The organism is Methyloversatilis sp. XJ19-49, from assembly GCF_024580145.1.
Taxonomy (GTDB): Bacteria; Pseudomonadota; Gammaproteobacteria; order Burkholderiales; family Rhodocyclaceae; genus Methyloversatilis.
Genome location: NZ_JANINI010000008.1, coordinates 90,149 through 109,640, shown reverse-complemented (window position 1 = coordinate 109,640; position 19,492 = coordinate 90,149). Strand labels below are relative to the sequence as shown.

Genomic DNA, 19,492 nt, shown 5'->3' with positions numbered 1-19,492 from the left:
CCTCAGCGGAACTGGCTCAGGAAACGCACATCACCGTCATAGAACAGGCGCAGGTCATTGATGCCATAACGCAGCATGGTAAGGCGGTCGGGCCCGAAGCCGAACGCAAAGCCGGTATGACGTTCGGCATCGATGCCGCAATGGCGCAGCACATTCGGATGCACCATGCCGCAGCCGGCGATTTCCAGCCAGCGACCCGCCAGCGGTCCGCTCGGAAATGAGACGTCGATTTCCGCTGACGGCTCGGTGAATGGGAAGAAGGAGGGCCGGAAGCGCACGTCGAGACGATCGGCTTCGAAGAAGCGATGCAGGAAATCGCTCACCACGCCCTTCAGGTCGGCAAAGCTGACCGACTCGCCAACCCACAGGCCTTCGACCTGGTGAAACATCGGTGAGTGCGTGGCATCGGAATCGACGCGATAGACGCGGCCGGGCGCAATGATGCGGATTTCCGGCATCGTTGCCGCGCCTGCATGACGCGCGACGTGCGCCTGCATGTAACGCACCTGGATCGGGCTGGTATGGGTGCGCAGCATCACATCACTCGCCCCCTCCAGGTAGAAGGTGTCGTGCATGGAACGCGCCGGATGGTTTTCCGGCGTGTTCAGCGCAGTGAAGTTATGGAAGTCGGTCTCGATCTCCGGGCCATCCGCCACATCGAAGCCGATGCCGCGGAACAACGCTTCAATGCGTTCGAGCGTGCGGGTCACCGGATGCAGACCGCCCTTCGCATGGCCGCGTCCGGGCAAGGTCACATCGAGAGACTCTTCCGCCAGACGGGCCTCGAGTGCAGCGTGGCGCAATGCCTCGCGGCGCGCTTCGAGAGCTGCCTCTACCTTTTGCTTGGCGATATTGATTGCGGCGCCAGCGATCTTGCGGGCGTCGGGGTCGAGCTTGCCGAGGCCTTTGAGCAATTCGGTCAGGCTGCCGGACTTGCCGAGAAAACGCGCCTTGACCTGTTCCAGCGCCACAGCGTCCACCGCCGCAGAAAAATCGATTTCCGCTTGTGAAACAAGCGCTTCCAGATCACTCATCGACTTGAATCCGAACAATATGGGGACAAAAAAAGGAGGCCAAGCCTCCTTTTTCTGCGTGCAACATGCTTAGCCGAGTTGGGCCTTGGCCTGATTCGCGATGGCGGCGAACGCGGCCTTGTCGAACACGGCGAGATCTGCAAGAACCTTGCGATCGACCTGGATCGATGCCTTGTTCAGACCGTTGATCAGCTTCGAGTAGGTCAGACCCACTTCACGGGCAGCAGCGTTGATACGCACGATCCACAGCGCGCGGAACTGACGCTTCCTCTGACGGCGGTCGCGGTAGGCGTACTGGCCCGCCTTCATCACCGCTTCCTTGGCGATGCGATAGACGCTATGACGACGACCGCGGTAACCCTTGGCCTGATCCAGTACCTTCTTGTGACGGGCGCGTGCCGTTACACCACGTTTGACTCTTGGCATCTCGTGGGCTCCTTATGCGTAGGGCAGCATGTTGCGAACGCGAGCGTCATCCGTCGCGTGCACCGCCGTCATACCGCGAAGCTGGCGCTTCGACTTGGTGGTTTTCTTCGTCAGGATGTGGCGCTTGAACGCCTGCGAACGCTTGATACTGCCGCTCGCCCTGACCTTGAAGCGCTTTGCAGCGCCCTTCTTGGTCTTCATCTTGGGCATGACAAAACTCCATTTATGTCATCTTCACAGGTGACCGCGAACCTTTCGCAGCACTTTCATACCCGTGAACACTTGTTTTGCCGCGATTTTCTAATCGCGGCGACGCGAGACAAAGCCTCGCGCATCACCGGACTTCAAGTCCGGCAGATTCTTTTGCAGGCTGAGTGAATCAGACCTTCTTCTTGCTTGGTGCCAGCACCATGATCAACTGACGGCCTTCAAGCTTCGGGAACTGCTCAACCACCGCCAGCGCTTCAAGATCGGCCTTCACACGTTCCAGCAGGCGGATGCCGAACTCCTGATGCGCCATTTCGCGACCACGGAAACGAAGCGTGACCTTTGCCTTGTCGCCGTCCTGCAGAAATCGCGACAGGTTGCGCAACTTGATCTGGTAGTCACCTTCGTCCGTACCCGGACGGAACTTCACTTCCTTGATCTGTATCTGCTTCTGCTTGGACTTCGCCTCGGCAGCGCGCTTCGCTTCCTGGTATTTGAACTTGCCGAAGTCCATCAGACGACAGACCGGCGGTTTGGCGAGCGGTGCAATCTCGACCAGATCCACACCGGCTTCTTCTGCCAACGTCAAAGCCTGGCGGGCCGACATTATACCCAGTTGCTCACCCTCTTCGCCAACAAGACGTATTTCCGGGGCGTTGATCTCCGAATTGAGGCGCTGCGATTTTTGCTGACTGATGCTCGTACTCCCGAGGCGAAAAAAATCAGGCCGTGCGATCGATTCCCCGCGTGGCGATTTCATCAGCGAGACGCCGCATGAAGTCGCTCAGGGTCATCTGCCCGAGATCCGTATTTCCCCGGGCACGCACGGCCACCATTTTTGCCGCCTTTTCCTTGTCGCCCACGACGACCTGGTAAGGCAGCTTCTGCAAACTATGTTCGCGGATTTTATAGTTAATTTTCTCCCCGCGCAAATCGCATTCGACGCGCAGACCCGCAGCGCGCAAAGCATCCGTGACTTCCTGGGCGTAATCCGCCTGCGCCTCCGTGATGCCCATCACAACGACCTGGACCGGCGCCAGCCACAGCGGAAAGTTGCCGGCGTGGTTTTCAATCAGGATGCCGATGAATCGCTCGAGCGAACCGAGCACTGCCCGATGCAACATTACGGGTCGGTAACGGCCGTTGTCCTCCGCGACGTACTCGGCGTCCAGGCGCTCTGGCAGCACGAAGTCGAGCTGGAGCGTGCCACATTGCCACGAGCGGCCGATTGCGTCCTTGATGTGGTATTCGATCTTCGGCCCGTAAAAGGCGCCTTCGCCCGGAAGTTCTTCCCACTGCATGCCGGACGCGGTCAGAGCATCGCGCAAACCCGCTTCGGCGCGATCCCACACGTCATCTGAGCCCGCGCGCTTGGCCGGTCGGAGGGAAAGCTTCACTGCCAGATCGTGGAAGCCGAAATCGCGATAGACGCGCAGCAGCAATTCGTTGAAGGCCGTGACTTCCGAAGTGATCTGCGCTTCGGTGCAGAAGATGTGCGCATCGTCCTGCACGAAGCCACGCACCCGCATCAGGCCGTGCAACGCGCCGGACGGCTCGTTGCGATGACATGAGCCGAATTCAGCCAGACGCAGCGGGAGATCGCGGTAGGAATGCAGTGCCGCATTGAAAATCTGCACGTGGCCCGGGCAATTCATCGGCTTCACTGCGTAGTCGCGCTTTTCCGACTCGGTGGTGAACATGTTCTCGCGGTAGTTTTCCCAGTGGCCGGACTTCTCCCACAGCACGCGGTCCATCATCAGCGGTGTCTTCACCTCGCGATAACCGGCTTCGTCGAGCACATGACGCATGTACTGCTCGATCTGCTGCCAAACGACCCAGCCCTTCGGGTGCCAGAACACCATGCCGGGCGCTTCTTCCTGCATGTGAAACAGGTCAAGCTGCTTGCCCAGTCTCCGGTGGTCGCGCTTTTCTGCCTCTTCGAGCATGTGCAGATAGGCGTCCTGCTCGTCCTTCTTCGCCCAGGCCGTGCCGTAAATGCGCTGCAGCATTTCGTTCTTCGCATCGCCGCGCCAGTAGGCTCCGGCCACCTTCATCAGCTTGAACACCTTGAGTTTGCCGGTCGACGGCACGTGCGGGCCCCGGCACAGATCGATGAATTCGCCCTCGCGATACAGCGACACGTCCTGATCGGCCGGAATCGACGCGATGATTTCCGCCTTGTAGTGCTCGCCGATCGACTTGAAGAAGTCGACCGCCTTGTCGCGCTGCCATACCTCGCGCGATACCGGAATGTCCTTCTTCGACAGCTCGGTCATGCGCTGCTCGATCGCCGCCAGATCTTCCGGCGTGAACGGGCGCTTGTAGGAAAAATCGTAATAGAAGCCGTTTTCGATCACCGGACCGATGGTCACCTGAGCGTCCGGAAACAGCTCCTTCACTGCATACGCGAGCAGGTGGGCCGTTGAATGGCGGATCATGTCCAGGCCGTCGGCATCGCGGTCGGTGACGATAGCCAGTTGCGCGTCACCTTCGATCACGAAAGAGGTGTCCACCAGCTTGCCATCGACACGACCGGCGAGCGCCGCCTTGGCCAGACCGGCGCCAATGGATGCCGCAACATCGCGTACGGTGACTGCAGCCTGGAAGCTGCGGACCGAACCATCCGGCAGGGTGATATTGACCATTGGCGTTGCTCCGGAAAACGGTAACGGGGGTGTAACAAAAACTCGGGACGAAAAAAAAGTGCGGCCTGAGCCGCACTTTTCGATTTGCACACGCTTGAACGACATCGTTCCGTGCGTCTTGATCTGCAGGCCTCAGACAGCGATAGGTACCGGAGTGAAACGCGTTCGCGGTGTCATAACGCAACCTTTCAAAACCTGCAGCGAGTGTTGGTAGGCGCGATTGGACTCGAACCAACGACCCCCACCATGTCAAGGTGGTGCTCTAACCAGCTGAGCTACGCGCCTAAAAGAGCGCTCAAGTATAGCCCGAATCCGGCGCGACTCAAGACAAATTTCGCACGCTGTTTTACAGTGCCTGCCAGGCGGCCAGATACTCCTTCCAATGCGCACCCGGCTGCGTGGCCAGCCATTCGCGCACGAAACCGATTTCGGCATCGTACTGCGCGCGGTCGAGCACGCCGCGCATCAACTGGAAGCGCTGGAACACGAGGAAGGTGTTTAGCACATCGGTTTCACAGTAATCACGGATCTGCGCAATCTCGCCGCGCTGCCACGCCCCCCACACGGCTGAACCGTCCATACCCAGCTTGCCCGGGAAACCGATCAGCTTGGCCAGTTCATCCAGCGGCGCATTGCCGCGGCCCTGATAAAGCGCCAGCAGATCCATCAGGTCAAGATGCCGCGAGTGATATCGGCTGATGTAGTTGTTCCACTTGAATTCACGGGCGTCCGGGCCATCACCCTCGCCCATTTCCCAGTAGCGCGGCGCAGTGACGCCATGGATCAGACCGCGGTAGTGCAACACCGGCAGATCGAAGCCCGCGCCATTCCACGACACGATCTGCGGCGTCAGCCGCTCGATGCCTTCGTAGAAGCGCTGGATGATCTGGCCTTCGCCGTTTTCCGGCTCTGCCAGCGACCACACCTTCAACGAGCGCGCATCGCGCAATGCGCACGAGATGACGACGACGCGCTGCAGATGCAGCGGCAGGAAGTCGTGACCGACGCTGGCCCTGCGTTGCTGAAAGGCGAACTCGGCCACTTCCGAGTCGGACAGCTCGTCCGGCAGCTGATGCAGCTGGCGGATACCGGCGATGTCCGGAATGCTTTCGATGTCGAATACGAGTACGGCGGCCATGTCTGTCCTGTGAGGATTGAAATTACTTGCGCGACCACTGCCCGCCGGACTGGACATACCAGCCACTCTGGGCACGCCCGATCCAGCGTTGCGCAAAGGTGGAACGGATGTCCGCCTCCCATTCGGGATGACCGTTGGCGCGCGCGATTTCGCGATACAGCGCATCGCGGTCGCCATTTTCCTGCGCCACCAGCCCCTGCACCGCCTGGCGCTGTGAGAGCGGCACCGCATTGGCATCGCGCAACGCGATCCGGCCATCGGCGGTGAGACCCAGCGCGCCGGATGCATAGTGCGGTGCGAGCTGCGCGTGGCGTGCCTGCATTGCGTCGCGCAGTTGGCTGATCGCAGGCGTGTTGATTTCCAGATTACCCTGCGCCCAGACTGCGCCCGCGTACATCACGCACAGCAGAACGATACGGTGCACTGTCTTCATGGTTGCTTTCCTTCAGGAATAGCCGGCGTCTGGCTGCCGTTCTTCAGCTGCCAGACTTCGTCGATGATGCGATCAGCGGCCTTTTCCGCCGCAGCGGCGGGAAAGTAGATGTTGATGGTGACGCAGCCCGCGAGCAGAGCAGAGGCAGCCAGTGCGATGGTCATCGACCTGCGCGGGGGTGACTGGCGTGTGAGCGCCTTGTATGTATGCGACCTGTTCATGTCCACCTCATTGAAGCACCGGTTTCGTTTCGGTCACGCGCGCCAGCCGTTCCAGCAAAACCTGCCAGTCGACGCGCCGATTGTAGCCAACCACGCTGAGTGCCGGCACACCGCCCCCCTCGATCAGCACGAATCCGCCGTTCCGGTTGCCCAGCCCATCCATCTCGCACACACCATTGCGCAAACGGCACGACACGCCGATGCGCCGATATCCGAAGCGTTCGAACACACCCAGGAATGTACGCTGGATCGCCGCAGTCGCACCCGCCCCCCCCAGCGCAGTGATGCTATCCACAGCGCGCTGGCTGATCGACCGCGGATAGTCACCCTCACTCGAACGCACGCGCGCATCGAACGCCAGTGGCTTCCAGCGCGACAATTCCAGCCCGGTGACATCCCCGTCGAGCCGACCGGTGATGCGACCGAACTTGAAGGTTTCGGTCAGCGCGTCCAGATCGACGTAACGCATCTGCAGGTCGGAAAGTACACGCGGTGTCGTGCCGAAGGGCTCGATCACCTTCAGACCGCTCGCGGCGATGTAGCCGCCGAACACCTGGATCATCAGTTGTCCGTCAAGTGACAGCACGCCATCGCGCCAGCGCACGTGCGGCACGCTGGCGCCGACACTTCCGGCCATGCGCGGCCAGCCGAGTGCCTGCGTCAGTTCCGGCATCGACAGCGGTTCAAGGTCGGCCGAGAGGTCACCGGTCCATCGGCCGTCCACGCGTTCGAAGCGCAGCAGATTCAGCTGAAGGCCGGCGTCGAGCAACGGGATGCGCACCGGCTGAACAGCCACATGATCGGGTGCCACGTCGGCGTCGAGCGCGAAGCGGCCGACAGGCGCACGGCCGAATCGCCCTTCACCCGCGGTGATGTGCATGCGTGCCGCAGCGTCACGCTGCCACGGCAGGTCTGCGTCCAGTTGCTGCAGCGAATACCGTCCGGCTGCGTCACTCACGTGGCCACCGCGTACGATCAGTTTCGCACTGTGCAACCCGGCGGGATCAAGCCGGGCTGCCACATCCGCGTACCCCTGCATGACGAATGCCGGCCAGCCCCGCGCGGCAAACAGGGGCTGAACGAAGCGTTCGTTGAGCAACTTCAGGTCGAGTTCTACGCCCTGCACGCGCGCCGCGCGCAGCGCGACACTTGCGCGATCCAGTGTGGCGTCGCCGGTCAGACGCCCTATACCGGCAAGATCAAGCGCGAGCGCAGTCAGATCCAGTGCTGACGGCGACAATCTGAAATCCGCCGACAGCACGCTGCCGCCTCCCGTCAGATAGACGCTGTCCCACAGCAATTCGCCGCCGCGCCAGTCGGTGACGAGCGCGCCGCGCCAGTCCGGGCCGTCGCGCTGCACGTCGATATCGAGGACCGCCGACAGCGAATCCGCTGCGCGCAAACCGTCTGCCGAGCCGAAACGTCCGTCGCGTAGAGCGAGCGTGGCACGCAATCGGGGCGACCGTTCGGCGCCCTTGAGCACCAATGTGGCGTCGACATCGACCTTGCCGACCGGCACGTACGGTTTCAACGCAGGAATTTCGCCGAGCAGGAACTCCAGGGGCAGGCCGGACGACACCAGCCGCAGTTGCGGCAAGCTGCCAGCCAGGTCGCCGCTCACCGTTACCGTGACTTCGGCGTTCAGGCGGACGTCTGCGCGCAGCGCGCGTTGAGGTCCGCGAAGACTGAGCTCGACCGGCCACGGACCGAAACCTTCGGCGCTCAGCCGCCCTCCCCTGCAATGCACATCAGGCAGCACCGAGAAGTCGTCGCATTCAAGTTTGACATGCTGCAGCGTGCGCCCGGCCACAAGTGCGCGTGACGCAGTGATGCTTGCGCGGCCACCACCCAGCCCGGCTGCCGCGATGCGTACATCGCTCAATTCGACTGCGGCCGCCGACAGTGACTCGAAGCGCAGTTCGATGGCCGCCTGCGGCGATGAATGGGCACCGAGCAGAATCAGCGCTGCAGCGCAGCGGCGCAGCGGCCGCAACAGTCGTTCAGGAGGGAAATACACCCGTAGACAGATAGCGGTCACCGCGGTCGCAGACAATGGTGACGATGGTCGCATTCTCGACTTCGGCCGCAATGCGCAAGGCGACGACCAGTGCGCCGCCGGAACTGATGCCTGCGCAAATACCCTCTTCCGCGGCCAGACGGCGCGTCATGTCCTCGGCTGCAGCCTGACCGACATACTCCAGCCGGTCGACGCGGGCGCCGTCGTAGATCTTCGGCAGATAGGCTTGCGGCCACTTGCGGATACCCGGAATCTGCGCACCTTCCTCAGGCTGGCAGCCTACGATCTGGATGTCCGGATTTTTGGACTTCAGAAAGGTCGAGGTCCCCATGATGGTGCCAGTAGTGCCCATCGAGCTGACGAAATGGGTGACGCGACCTTCGGTATCGCGCCAGATCTCCGGGCCCGTTCCCTCAATATGGGCACGCGGATTATCCGGATTGGCGAACTGGTCGAGGATGATGCCGCGACCTTCGTCGCGCATCTTCTCCGCCACATCGCGCGCCAGTTCCATGCTGCCCGCCTTGCTCGTCAGCACCAGTTCGGCACCGTAGGCGGCCATGCTCTGGCGGCGCTCGATACTCTGGTTCTCGGGCATGACCAGAATCATCTTGTAGCCGCGCATCGCCGCCACCATGGCCAGGGCGATGCCGGTGTTGCCGCTGGTCGCCTCGATCAGGGTGTCACCCGGCTTGATGTCGCCGCGCTCCTCGGCACGACGGATCATCGACAGCGCCGGCCTGTCCTTGACCGAACCGGCCGGATTGTTTCCCTCCAGCTTGCCGAGGATGACGTTGCTGCGACGCGCGTTATCGTCGCCCGGAATGCGCTGCAACCGAACCAGCGGTGTGTTGCCGACGAAATCTTCGAGTGTCTTGTAGTGCATGGCTGCCTTGAAGTCTGTAGTGCGGACTCAGCGTGAGCCGGCCGGTTTGGGGGGCGCGCCTGCCGGCCTCGGTGGAACGGCGGACGTCACGGCCGCTGGATCGGCCGACGGCTGGGCGGGAGGACTGCCGGCGGGTCTCGGTGGTGCGCCTGCCGGTCGCGTCGGCGGAGCATGCGGGGTGCCCGCTGCACCACCCGCCGGACGCGGCGGTGGCGATGCTGCGGATCGCACCGGCGATGCTGCTGGCGCCGGTGCTGCCGGTACCGCAGTGGGCGTTTGTACCGCTGAAGGTGAGGCGCGGCGGCGCATCACCACGGCGCCGATCACTGCGATGAGCACGATCACCCCGACAATCCACCAAGGAAACCCAGCAGAGGCCGGTAAGGCAGAGGGTGGTTTCGCCGTCGCGCCAGAGGTTGATGCACCGGCTACGGGCCCGACGCTGAGCAACGGCTTGAGTTCGGCGAAGGTCTTGTCGCCGATGCCCTTCACATGGCGCAGGTCTTCCACCGAGGCGAACGGGCCATTCGTCGCACGGTGCTCGATGATGGCTTGGGCGCGGCTCGGGCCGATGCCGGGCAATGCATCGAGTTCAGCTTCGGTGGCGACATTCAGATCGAGCGCGGCCAGCGCCCAGGGGGCGGCGAGGCAAAGCAGCAGAAAGCAGATCAGGCGACGCATGGCGCAAAACTCCACAGGCAGACGTAAGACAGACGTCGCGCGACCGTCGGATCAGGTGTGATGCAGATCGGCCGCCAATTCGTCCAGCGAGCATACCGCAGTGCCGAGCTTCGCAACGACGATGCCCGCTGCACGGTTCGCCAGCCGCATCGCATCGGGCATCGAACTGCCTGCCGCCAGCATGACGGCCATAGTGGCGATCACCGTATCGCCTGCGCCGCTCACGTCATACACCTCGCGTGCGAGCGCGGGCTCGTGAATGACACCGTCCGCGTCGTACAGGCTCATGCCGGCGTCCGAGCGGGTCAACAGCAGCGCGCCAAGATTCAGTTCGTCACGCAGCGCGTGCGCGCGGTGCGCAAGGTCGTCGTCGTCCAGCCAGCGTCCAACGACCTCACGCAACTCGTTGCGATTCGGCTTCAACAGCGTGGCGCCGGCGTAGCGCGAATAGTCGTCGCCTTTGGGATCGACCAGCACGGGTTTGCCGGCGGTTCGGGCGATATCCATCATGTCGCGGATGTTCGACAGCGCGCCCTTGCCGTAATCAGACAGGATCACCAGATCCGCGTCGCTCACCCGGCGGGCAAACTCATCAAGCTTGGCGCGCAACACTTCGTGCGTGGGCATGTTCTCGAAATCGATGCGCAACAGTTGCTGCTGGCGTCCGATCACGCGCAGCTTGATCGTGGTCGACAAGGCGGCGTCTTCGTGCAGGCTGGCATCGATGTCCGCCGACTTCATCTGTTCGCGCAGCGTGCAGCCAGCCTCGTCGGCACCCACGACCGACAACAGGCTTACGTGTGCGCCCAGTGCGGCACAGTTGCGCGCGACGTTGGCCGCGCCACCCGGCCGCTCTTCCACCCGGTCGATCTTTACCACCGGCACCGGTGCCTCTGGCGAAATACGCTGCACGTCGCCGAACCAGTAGCGGTCCAGCATCACATCGCCGGCGATGAGGATGCGCGTACGAGAGGTGTCGGGCAACGACAAGTTGGATGACGAAAGGCGCATCGATCAGGGCGTGAGGTCGAATTCTTCGGTACGTTTGGGCGGATAGGTTTCCCAGCCGCCACAGGCCGGGCAGCGCCAGTGAAACTGGCGCGCCTTGAAGCCGCAGGTATCGCAACGGTAACGCGCCACGCGACGCGTGTGCGCATGGATGATGCCCTTCATCAGATCGGAATCGGTGCGCGACTCCGGCGGCAGCGTCTGCATCTGTGCCTCAAGCAGCTTGTCGAGGCCGAGCAGCGTCGGATTGCGGCGCAATTCGTCGCGCACGAGCGCGAGCGCACCGGCCGGCCCTTCCGTGTCGAGTTCCTCCTTGAACACGACGTCGAGCAGATCGAGGGAAGTGTGGCGTTCAAGATAGCTCTTCAGCAACGTGATGCCCTGACGTTCGCGACCGAGTTTGCGGTAGGCGTCGGCCAGACGGCCGGCAACCAGTGCGAGGTAGACCGGATTCTGCTGTTCGACCCGCTGCCACTGCTCGATCGCAAGTTCCCACTGCTGCTCGGCAGCGTGCAGGTCTCCCATCAATACCAGCGCACGCACACACTTGCGATGCGTGGCCAGCGCGTCCTCGAGTAGCGGCCGGGCGTCGCTGTAACGCGACTGCGCAAGCGCATGGGTGGCCAGCTCGCACAGGAACTGGGCAATGTCCTTCTGCGCGCGGTGTGATTCGCCCGGCGGCAAGGCGCGTGCGATCTCGATTGCCTTTGCCCACTCTTTCTCCTGCTGGTAAATGTCGAGCAGGTGATGCAGGGCTGCCATGTCGAGCGGCGTATTGCGCAGACCCACGAAAACCTCTTCGGCGCGATCGAGCAGACCGGCCTTCAGATAGTCCTGACCCAGTTCCAGCCGGGCATTTAGGCGCAACTCCGGCTTGATATCCTCTCGCTTCACCAACGCCTGGTGAATCTGGATGGCACGGTCGGTCTCGCCGCGGCGACGGAACAGATTACCGAGCGCGAACTGCAGTTCGGTGGTTTGCGGATCGCTGCGGGTCGCCTCGATGAATGACTCGATGGCGCGATCCGGCTGTTCATTAAGCAAAAAGTTCAGGCCGGCAAAATATGAACGCGGCAGCGCTCTCGATTCGCTGACCAGATGGCGAATATCGATGCGCGCAGCCAGCCAGCCGAGTCCGAAGAAGAGTGGCAGCGCGAGCAACCACCAAAGTTCGATGTCCATGTTCAGTGGGTAGCCGGCTCAGTCAGCCGAAGTTGGAGTCGGGCCAGACTGCTTGCGCGCATGCGTCCAGCCTGCAAACGCACCAAGCAACACGCCCAGCACGAACAATGCGAGCAGCAGGACCGACAGTTCGATGCGCCACTCGTGGCCGAAGAACCAGCGCACAGTGACCGGATCGCTGTTGCGCGCAGCAAGGCCCAGCAGCAGCAGGAACACGACAATGCGCAGCAGCCAGGTGAGGATGGCCATGGGCGAGTGAAATCAGGATACGGGCGATGCAGCAGCAAGTGCCTGATCGACTCGTTCGCGCAGTTCCTTGCCCGCCTTGAAATGCGGCACGCGTTTCTCGGGCACGAGAACCTTTTCGCCGGACTTCGGGTTGCGACCCACGCGCGGTGGCCGGTGATTCAGCGAAAAACTGCCGAAGCCACGGATTTCGATGCGGTCGCCACGCGCCAGTGCGGCCGTCATTTCATCGAGAATCATCTTGACTGCGTAGTCGGCATCCTTCGCCACCAGTTGCGGGAAGCGGGTAGCCAGCCGGGTGATCAGTTCGGATTTTGTCATGACAGATCGATTGAGCAGGTGCACGGAGCCGGATGATGACAAGACAACGCCGCCCGCAGGCGGCGCTGTCACCAAGCCTCAATCGCAAGCTGCGATCAGGAGGGGTTCTTCAACTTCGCCTTGAGCAACGCACCCAGGTTGGTGGTGCCACTGCTGGCCGACGAACCTTCGGACTGGATCTTCTGAATCGCGTCGTTCTGGTCTGCCTGATCCTTCGCACGCACGGACAGCGTGATCGAACGGGTCTTGCGGTCGAGATTGACGATCATCGTTTCGATCTCGTCGCCGACGTTCAGCACAGTGGTCAGGTCATCAACACGATCACGCGACGCTTCGGATGCGCGCAGATAGCCTTCAACGTCGTCGTTAAGCGCAATCACCGCGCCCTTGGCATCGACCGACTTCACGTTTCCGCGCACGACGCTGTTCTTGTCGTGGGTGGCGATGAAGTTGGTGAAGGGATCTCCATCCATCTGCTTGACGCCGAGCGAAATACGCTCGCGCTCAACATCGATCGACAGCACGATGGCTTCGACTTCGTCGCCCTTCTTGTAGTTGCGAACGGCTTCTTCGCCGGTCAGCGACCATGACAGGTCGGACAGATGCACCAGACCGTCGATGGCGCCGGTCAGACCGATGAACACGCCGAAGTCAGTGATCGACTTGATCTGTCCACGGACCTTGTCGCCCTTCTTGTGGTTCATCGAGAAATCCTCCCACGGGTTTGCCTGGCATTGCTTCATGCCCAGCGAAATCCGGCGGCGGTCCTCGTCGATCTCGAGAATCATCACTTCGACTTCGTCGCCCAGCTGGACAACCTTGGTCGGGTGGATGTTCTTGTTGGTCCAGTCCATTTCGGACACGTGAACCAGGCCTTCGATGCCCTGTTCGATCTCGACGAATGCGCCGTAGTCGGTCAGGTTGGTCACCTTGCCGAACAGGCGGGTGCCTTGCGGGTAGCGGCGCGAAATGCCCACCCACGGGTCTTCGCCCAGCTGCTTGAGACCCAGCGACACGCGGTTCTTCTCGGCATCGAACTTGAGCACCTTCGCTTCGACTTCATCACCGACCGCGAGCACTTCCGACGGGTGACGCACGCGGCGCCATGCCAGATCGGTGATGTGCAGCAGGCCGTCGATGCCACCGAGGTCGACGAATGCGCCGTAATCGGTGATGTTCTTGACGATGCCCTTGACGATCGTGCCTTCCTTCAGGTTCTCGAGCAGCTTTTCGCGCTCTTCGCCTGCGGTCAGTTCGAGCACTGCGCGACGCGACACGACCACGTTATTGCGCTTGCGGTCGAGCTTGATGACCTTGAATTCGAATTCCTTGTTTTCGTACGGCGCGGTGTCCTTGACCGGACGCAGATCGACCAGCGAACCCGGCAGGAAAGCGCGGATGCCGTTGGTCATCACGGTCAGACCGCCCTTGACCTTGCCCGACACCAGACCCTTGACGATGGTGCCGTCGCCGAGTGCCTTTTCGAGTTCGTTCCACGCAGCGATGCGTTTTGCCTTGTCGCGCGACAGCCGGGTTTCACCGTAACCGTCTTCGAGCATTTCGATTGCGACGCTGACGTAATCGCCCGGCGCAACGGTGAGCTCGCCACGATCCGTGCGGAATTCTTCGATCGCGATATAGCTTTCCGACTTCAAGCCGGCGTTCACGACAACGAAATTGTTGTCGACGCGCATCACTTCGGCGGTAATGACCTCACCTGCGCGCATTTCCTGACGCTGGAGGCTTTCCTCGAACAACGCTGCAAAACTTTCCATGGAATCCATGGATTCGGACGACTGGGCAACTTGGGACATTGGCAAAAAGCCGCTTGCGCGGCAACGGGTTAGGGGTGATCACAACACCCTTGCGAACATTCGCAGGGTGCACTTTCTGGACAACGGCGAATCAGGAATCAGTTCGATGCACCGGCTGCCCTGCCTTCACTTGCTCCCACGCATCAAGAACAATCCTGACGGCGGCATCTGCGGACATCGAACTCGTATCTAGCGGAATCGCACCGGCTACGCGCACCAGCGGCGCGTTGGCTCGTTTGCTGTCCCGTTCGTCGCGTTCACGCAAATCCTGAGAAAGACTTTCTAGGTTAGCAGAAACACCTTTTTCGATCAACTGCTTATACCGCCTCTGCGCTCTGACCTCGACGCTGGCGGTGAGGAAAACCTTGAGCGCGGCGTCGGGGAACACCACGGAGGCCATGTCGCGACCGTCGGCCACCAGTCCGGGAAGCCGGCGGAAGGCTCGCTGTCGCTCAAGCAGGGCCTGCCGGACGCCCTGGTGTACGGCAACTCTCGACGCACCGACCGAGGCGTCCTCTCTGCGCATCGCGTCCGACACATCTTCACCGGCAAGCAAGGTCGCGTTGCCCGCAAAACGCACATCGAGCGCGGTAGCAATGGCTTCAAGCGCTTCTCCGTCGTCCAGAGACGCGCCGCGCCGCAGCGCAGCCAGAGCCGTGAGACGATAGAGCGCGCCGCTGTCGAGCAGGTGGAAGCCCAGCGCCGCCGCAACGCGCGCGGCGACCGTCCCCTTGCCGGACGCCGACGGGCCGTCTATTGCGATCACAGGCGCCCGAACGTCGCCGCTCATCGAGCCACCTCCGCCCAGCGAGTGAAGTAGTCGGGAAAAGTCTTGGCGACGCAGCCGGGGTCCATGATACGCAGCGGCACACCGCCCAGCGTAGCCAGCGAGAAGCACATGGCCATTCGGTGATCGTCGTAGGTGTCGATCGATGCACCGGCGATGAAGGCCTTGGGCGGGGTGATCGCAATATAATCAGCGCCCTCCTCCACCGTGGCGCCGACCTTGCGCAGTTCGATCGCCATCGCAGCGATGCGGTCGGTTTCCTTGACCCGCCAGCTGGCGATGTTGCGCAGCCGGCTCGGACCGTCGGCAAACAGCGCGCAGATAGCCAGCGTCATCGCCGCGTCCGGAATGTGGTTCAGGTCGAGATCAAAAGCACGCAGTCGCCCGCTTGCCGGAGCGGATGCCTCCATCCAGTTCGGCCCCATGTTGATGACCGCGCCCAGCTGTTCCAGCGCCTGCGCGAACGCCACATCGCCCTGAACCGAATCACGCCCCACGCCTTCGACCCGCACCGGGCCGCCTCCGATCGCGCCGGCAGCGAGGAAGTAGGACGCCGAAGATGCATCGCCCTCGACAAAGCATTCGCCGGGCGACACGTACTCCGCCGCAGCCGGCAGGCTGATCGATGACCAGCCATCGCGACAGGCATCGACACCGAACTGGCGCATCAGGGCAAGCGTGATGTCGACATAGGGCTTGGAGATCAGCTCACCTTCAATATCGATGCGCACAGCACGCCCGGTCAGCGGCAGCGCCATCAGCAGCCCGGTCAGGAACTGGCTCGACACGTCACCGCGCACGCTGACGACTTCCACCTGCCGTAACCGCGCCGGATGGATACGCAGCGGCGGAAATCCGGCCTGGCCCTCGTAATCGATCTGTGCGCCGACCTGGTGCAGTGCGTCCACCAGATCGCCGATGGGCCTTTCATGCATGCGCGGCACTCCGTGCAGACGATATTCGCCGCCCATCAGGGCCAGCACCGCTGTCAGAGGACGGAAGGCCGTGCCGGCGTTACCGAGGAACAAGTCCGCTTCACGTACCGCGAACTGCCCGCCGGTGCCGTGAACACGATAGTCGTTGCCGCCCGCGTGTTGCCAATCCACGGCAAGACTGCGCAGGGCATCGAGCATGCGGTCTACGTCGTCGGAGGCCAGCAGGTCGTGCAGCAGCGTATCGCCTCGCGCGAGTGCTGCGAGAAGCAGCACGCGGTTCGATATGCTTTTCGAGCCTGGCAACCGCAGCGTACCGCGGGCAGTGGAGGCAGCAGGAAGGTCGAGAAATTCTATTTTCATCATAGCGGGAAGGTTCGCCGGCACCATCAAACGAGGACGGCCGGCTGTCGGATCAGCTCTGGCGCTGCGCCCAGGCAACGCGGGCCTCTCGGGCGATGCCCAGCAGCTTTTCGATGCCCGCCGCGTCGCCTTGCTCGATCAGCGTGCGGTAGCGCGCGAGTTCTTCTTCATAGGCGGTCAATTCGGAAAGCAATGCATCGCGATTGGCAAAGAAAATGTCGCGCCACATTTCGGGGTGGCTGGCAGCGATGCGGGTGAAATCGCGAAAGCCGCCGCCGGCGAGGCTGAATATCTCGTCGGCGTTCGACCGAGCGGCCAGTTCGGACACCAATGCGAACGACAGCAGATGCGGCAGGTGACTGACCGACGCCAGCCATCGGTCATGGTGTTCGGGCGAAGTGGTCGACACCTGCGCACCGCACACCTGCCAGGCCTTGCGGACCAGATCGATCGCTGCGTCATCGTTTTCGACCAGCGGCGTCAATACCACCCTGCGCTTGTCGTACAACTCGGCGCGCGCCGCCTGCGGGCCGCTCTTTTCGGCACCGGCGATCGGATGCCCCGGCACGAACTGCCCGATGCGGGAACCGAACCGGGCTCGCGCCACCGCAACGACATCGGCCTTGGTGCTGCCGGCGTCCGTGACCACCGTGTCGAGTGAAAGATGCGGCATCAGCTGCGACATCACGACATCCATCTGGCCCACCGGCATCGCGAGCAGCACCAGATCGACACCCTGCAGGGCGGTTCTCCAGTCTGTCTCGACACGGTCGACGAGGCCAAGAGACAGCGCGTCCTGCATGCTTTCCGCAGTGCGTCCGATGCCGACGACCTCGCCAACCTGCTTCGCCTGCTTCAACGCCGCAGCAAATGAGCCGCCGATCAGACCGACACCGCAGACCAGCAGGCGTCCGACCAGAGGCTTCGTCATGACGCGGGTCACGTCCAAGCCCTTGTCAGGGCATCGATAAAGCGCGCGTTCTCCGACTCGACGCCGATCGACACGCGCAGCCATTCCGGCATCGCGTAGCCGGCGATCGGACGCACGATGACTCCCTGCTCGAGCAATCGGCGGTTGGTGGTGGCCGCATCACCCGCGCGGAAGGCAATGAAATTGGCGCAGGAGTGGATGTACTCGATGCGTTGCCCGTCAAAGAACGCTTCCATCTGGCGCAGCCCGGCTGCATTCACTGCAGCCGAGGCACGCACGAAATCCTGGTCGGTCAGCGCGGCTGCGGCTGCAGCGAGGCCGACATTCGACACATTGAACGGTTGCCGAACGCGATTGAGCAGATCGACCACCGACGGCTGACCGATGCCGTAACCAACGCGAAGCCCCCCGAGTCCATACGCTTTGGAAAAGGTGCGCGACACCAGCAGGTTGGGATAGCGTGCGAGCCAGCGCGCGCTATCGTAGGCAAGGTGTTCAGGCAGGTATTCGCTGTACGCCTCGTCCAGCACGACCAACACATCAACCGGCACGGAAGCAACGAACCGCTCAAGCGCCGCAGCGTCGACAAATGTACCGGTCGGATTGTTCGGATTGGCGATGAACACGACACGCGTGTCGACACGGATGGCTGCACGCATCGCGCCGAGATCGCAGCCGAAACCATGCGCAGGGACTTCGATGCCGAAAGCGCCTGCAGCCAGCGTCGCCAGCGGATAGACCGCGAAGGCGTGCTTCGAATACACCGCACTGCTGCCCGGCCCCAGAAGCGCGCGCGCCACCATTTCGAGCACGTCATTCGAGCCATTGCCGAGCACGATCTGATTCATCTCGATGTCGTGATGGCGCATCAGGGCCTGCTTCAGTTCGAAGCCGTTGCCGTCGGGATAGCGCGGCACCTCGTCGATCGCTGCCAGCGCGGCCGCGCGGGCATGCGGGCTCATGCCCAGCGGATTTTCGTTGGACGCGAGTTTGACGATGGAAGACTCTTGCAGCCCCATTTCGCGGGCCAGTTCGGAAATCGGCTTACCCGGCTGATACGGGGAAATCGAACGGATATGCGCCGCTGCGCGGTCGAACACACTCATGAATTGCTCACCGAAACCGGATAGGAACCCAGCACCTTGAGCGAACCTGCTTCGCCGCGGATGCGGGCGATTGCCTTGCTGACGGCCGGCTCACTCAGATGACCTTCGATATCGACATAGAAAACATACTGCCAGCCGCCACTGCCGAAGCCGCGTACCGGTCGCGACTGCAACTTCGTCATGCTGACCCCCTCATCGGCCAGTGGCTGCAGCAAACGCACGACTGAACCGGAACGGTTCTGGACGGTGAAGATGAGCGAGGTCTTGTCGCGGCCCGACGGACCTGCATCGTGCTCGCCCAACACCAGGAAGCGCGTGGTGTTCGCCGGATCATCCTCGATGTTGGCGGCAAGGATGTGCAGGTCGTAGGCACGCGCTGCGGCCTCGCCAGCAATCGCTGCAGCGCGCTCCTCCTCGGCTGCGCGACGCGCCGCCTCGGCATTGCTGGCCACCGCCACCGTCGGTACGCCCGGCAGGTTGCGGTTGAGCCATTCATGACACTGCGCGAGCGATTGCGAATGGGAGTAAACACAACGCACCTCGTTCAACGGCGTGTCGCGACTCATCAGATTCTGTTCGACGCGCAACATGACTTCACCGCAGACCATCTGCGTCGTGCTGAGCAGCATGTCCAGCGTTCGTCCGACCGCGCCTTCGGTCGAATTCTCGACTGGCACGACGCCGTACGCCGCGTTGCCGGCCTCCACCGCACGAAACACCTCATCTATCGTAGCCAGTGGCAGCAGAGCCGGCGCCGAACCGAAATGCCGGCGTGCCGCACTTTCGGAAAAGGTACCTGCCGGACCGAGGAAAGCGACCGTCAGCGGCTGCTCCAGCGCGAGGCAGTGCGACATGATTTCGCGAAATACCGTCTTGACCGCGTGGCCGGGCAGCGGGCCCGGATTGTTATCCTCGAGCCGGCGCAGCACCTGCGCTTCACGTTCCGGGCGATAGATGTTGCCCTGCTTGATTTCGCCGATGCGGTGCGCGACACGCGCCCGCTCGGAAATGAGCTGGAGCACGCGTTGATCGATGTCGTCGATCGCATCGCGCAACTTCAGCAATTCCTCCAGCTCGGAAGTGGATGTCGGGGGAGTCGGATCGGATGCCATCG

Annotated in this window: 21 protein-coding genes and 1 tRNA gene; all 22 read right to left on the bottom strand. The window is 62.3% G+C overall.

The genetic code is table 11. From position 1 onward, the window contains the following. Nucleotides 1-2 precede the first annotated feature (2 nt). The 22 genes from pheS to pheA all read right to left on the bottom strand — a co-directional run bounded on the left by pheS (nt 3) and on the right by pheA (nt 19,490). On the bottom strand, nt 3-1,034 hold the full coding sequence (pheS, locus tag NMQ16_RS11085) for a phenylalanine--tRNA ligase subunit alpha (RefSeq protein ID WP_257080736.1): 1,032 nt from the start codon (nt 1,032-1,034) through the stop codon (nt 3-5). A gap of 69 nt (nt 1,035-1,103) precedes the next feature. Further along, on the bottom strand, nt 1,104-1,460 hold the full coding sequence (gene rplT / locus NMQ16_RS11080; RefSeq protein WP_257080735.1) for a 50S ribosomal protein L20: 357 nt from the start codon (nt 1,458-1,460) through the stop codon (nt 1,104-1,106). 12 nt (nt 1,461-1,472) lie between these two features. After that, entirely contained in the window at nt 1,473-1,670 is a 198-nt protein-coding gene (gene rpmI / locus NMQ16_RS11075; RefSeq protein ID WP_008062636.1) for a 50S ribosomal protein L35, read from the bottom strand. A gap of 169 nt (nt 1,671-1,839) precedes the next feature. Then, a complete protein-coding gene (gene infC, locus NMQ16_RS11070; RefSeq protein WP_257080734.1) occupies nt 1,840-2,427 on the bottom strand; it encodes a translation initiation factor IF-3 in 588 nt (195 codons plus the stop codon). Beyond that, on the bottom strand, nt 2,390-4,312 hold the full coding sequence (thrS, locus tag NMQ16_RS11065; protein ID WP_257080733.1) for a threonine--tRNA ligase: 1,923 nt from the start codon (nt 4,310-4,312) through the stop codon (nt 2,390-2,392). Before thrS ends, infC begins: the two co-directional genes overlap by 38 nt. Before the next feature lie 208 nt (nt 4,313-4,520). Next, nucleotides 4,521-4,597: transfer RNA gene (locus tag NMQ16_RS11060), tRNA-Val, on the bottom strand. A gap of 61 nt (nt 4,598-4,658) precedes the next feature. After that, entirely contained in the window at nt 4,659-5,450 is a 792-nt protein-coding gene (locus tag NMQ16_RS11055; protein ID WP_257080732.1) for a 3'-5' exonuclease, read from the bottom strand. Nucleotides 5,451-5,472: 22 nt separating this feature from the next. Next, entirely contained in the window at nt 5,473-5,883 is a 411-nt protein-coding gene (locus NMQ16_RS11050; RefSeq protein ID WP_257080731.1) for a YdbL family protein, read from the bottom strand. Beyond that, on the bottom strand, nt 5,880-6,047 hold the full coding sequence (locus NMQ16_RS11045; protein WP_257080730.1) for a hypothetical protein: 168 nt from the start codon (nt 6,045-6,047) through the stop codon (nt 5,880-5,882). Before NMQ16_RS11045 ends, NMQ16_RS11050 begins: the two co-directional genes overlap by 4 nt. A 64-nt stretch (nt 6,048-6,111) precedes the next feature. Continuing rightward, nucleotides 6,112-8,097 carry a hypothetical protein gene (locus NMQ16_RS11040; protein ID WP_257080729.1) on the bottom strand — a complete coding sequence of 662 codons (1,986 nt, stop codon included), beginning with the start codon at nt 8,095-8,097 and terminating at the stop codon, nt 6,112-6,114. 7 nt (nt 8,098-8,104) lie between these two features. Then, nucleotides 8,105-9,007: a cysteine synthase CysM gene (gene cysM / locus NMQ16_RS11035; RefSeq protein WP_257080728.1), complete on the bottom strand. Its 903-nt coding sequence runs from the start codon at nt 9,005-9,007 to the stop codon at nt 8,105-8,107. 27 nt (nt 9,008-9,034) lie between these two features. Then, nucleotides 9,035-9,688 carry a helix-hairpin-helix domain-containing protein gene (locus tag NMQ16_RS11030; RefSeq protein WP_257080727.1) on the bottom strand — a complete coding sequence of 218 codons (654 nt, stop codon included), beginning with the start codon at nt 9,686-9,688 and terminating at the stop codon, nt 9,035-9,037. A 51-nt stretch (nt 9,689-9,739) separates the two neighbouring features. Continuing rightward, the gene (gene rfaE1, locus NMQ16_RS11025; RefSeq protein WP_257080726.1) at nt 9,740-10,699 is read right to left on the bottom strand and encodes a D-glycero-beta-D-manno-heptose-7-phosphate kinase; all 960 of its coding nucleotides are present in this window, start codon (nt 10,697-10,699) and stop codon (nt 9,740-9,742) included. 3 nt (nt 10,700-10,702) lie between these two features. After that, nucleotides 10,703-11,878 carry a lipopolysaccharide assembly protein LapB gene (gene lapB / locus NMQ16_RS11020; protein WP_257080725.1) on the bottom strand — a complete coding sequence of 392 codons (1,176 nt, stop codon included), beginning with the start codon at nt 11,876-11,878 and terminating at the stop codon, nt 10,703-10,705. Nucleotides 11,879-11,896: 18 nt separating this feature from the next. Continuing rightward, entirely contained in the window at nt 11,897-12,127 is a 231-nt protein-coding gene (locus tag NMQ16_RS11015; protein ID WP_257080724.1) for a lipopolysaccharide assembly LapA domain-containing protein, read from the bottom strand. A gap of 12 nt (nt 12,128-12,139) precedes the next feature. After that, nucleotides 12,140-12,445: an integration host factor subunit beta gene (locus tag NMQ16_RS11010; protein WP_257080723.1), complete on the bottom strand. Its 306-nt coding sequence runs from the start codon at nt 12,443-12,445 to the stop codon at nt 12,140-12,142. A 95-nt stretch (nt 12,446-12,540) separates the two neighbouring features. After that, entirely contained in the window at nt 12,541-14,259 is a 1,719-nt protein-coding gene (gene rpsA, locus NMQ16_RS11005; RefSeq protein WP_223300160.1) for a 30S ribosomal protein S1, read from the bottom strand. Between the two features lie 91 nt (nt 14,260-14,350). After that, the gene (gene cmk / locus NMQ16_RS11000) at nt 14,351-15,049 is read right to left on the bottom strand and encodes a (d)CMP kinase (RefSeq protein WP_257080722.1); all 699 of its coding nucleotides are present in this window, start codon (nt 15,047-15,049) and stop codon (nt 14,351-14,353) included. Beyond that, nucleotides 15,046-16,341: a 3-phosphoshikimate 1-carboxyvinyltransferase gene (gene aroA, locus NMQ16_RS10995; RefSeq protein WP_257080721.1), complete on the bottom strand. Its 1,296-nt coding sequence runs from the start codon at nt 16,339-16,341 to the stop codon at nt 15,046-15,048. Before aroA ends, cmk begins: the two co-directional genes overlap by 4 nt. Nucleotides 16,342-16,393: 52 nt before the next feature. Further along, nucleotides 16,394-17,272 (bottom strand): prephenate dehydrogenase/arogenate dehydrogenase family protein, encoded by an 879-nt coding sequence (locus tag NMQ16_RS10990; protein WP_257080720.1) that lies wholly within the window; start codon nt 17,270-17,272, stop codon nt 16,394-16,396. A gap of 8 nt (nt 17,273-17,280) precedes the next feature. Beyond that, on the bottom strand, nt 17,281-18,378 hold the full coding sequence (gene hisC, locus NMQ16_RS10985) for a histidinol-phosphate transaminase (protein WP_257080719.1): 1,098 nt from the start codon (nt 18,376-18,378) through the stop codon (nt 17,281-17,283). Next, the gene (gene pheA / locus NMQ16_RS10980; RefSeq protein WP_257080718.1) at nt 18,375-19,490 is read right to left on the bottom strand and encodes a prephenate dehydratase; all 1,116 of its coding nucleotides are present in this window, start codon (nt 19,488-19,490) and stop codon (nt 18,375-18,377) included. The genes hisC and pheA overlap by 4 nt, the downstream gene beginning before the upstream one ends. Nucleotides 19,491-19,492: the final 2 nt, after the last annotated feature.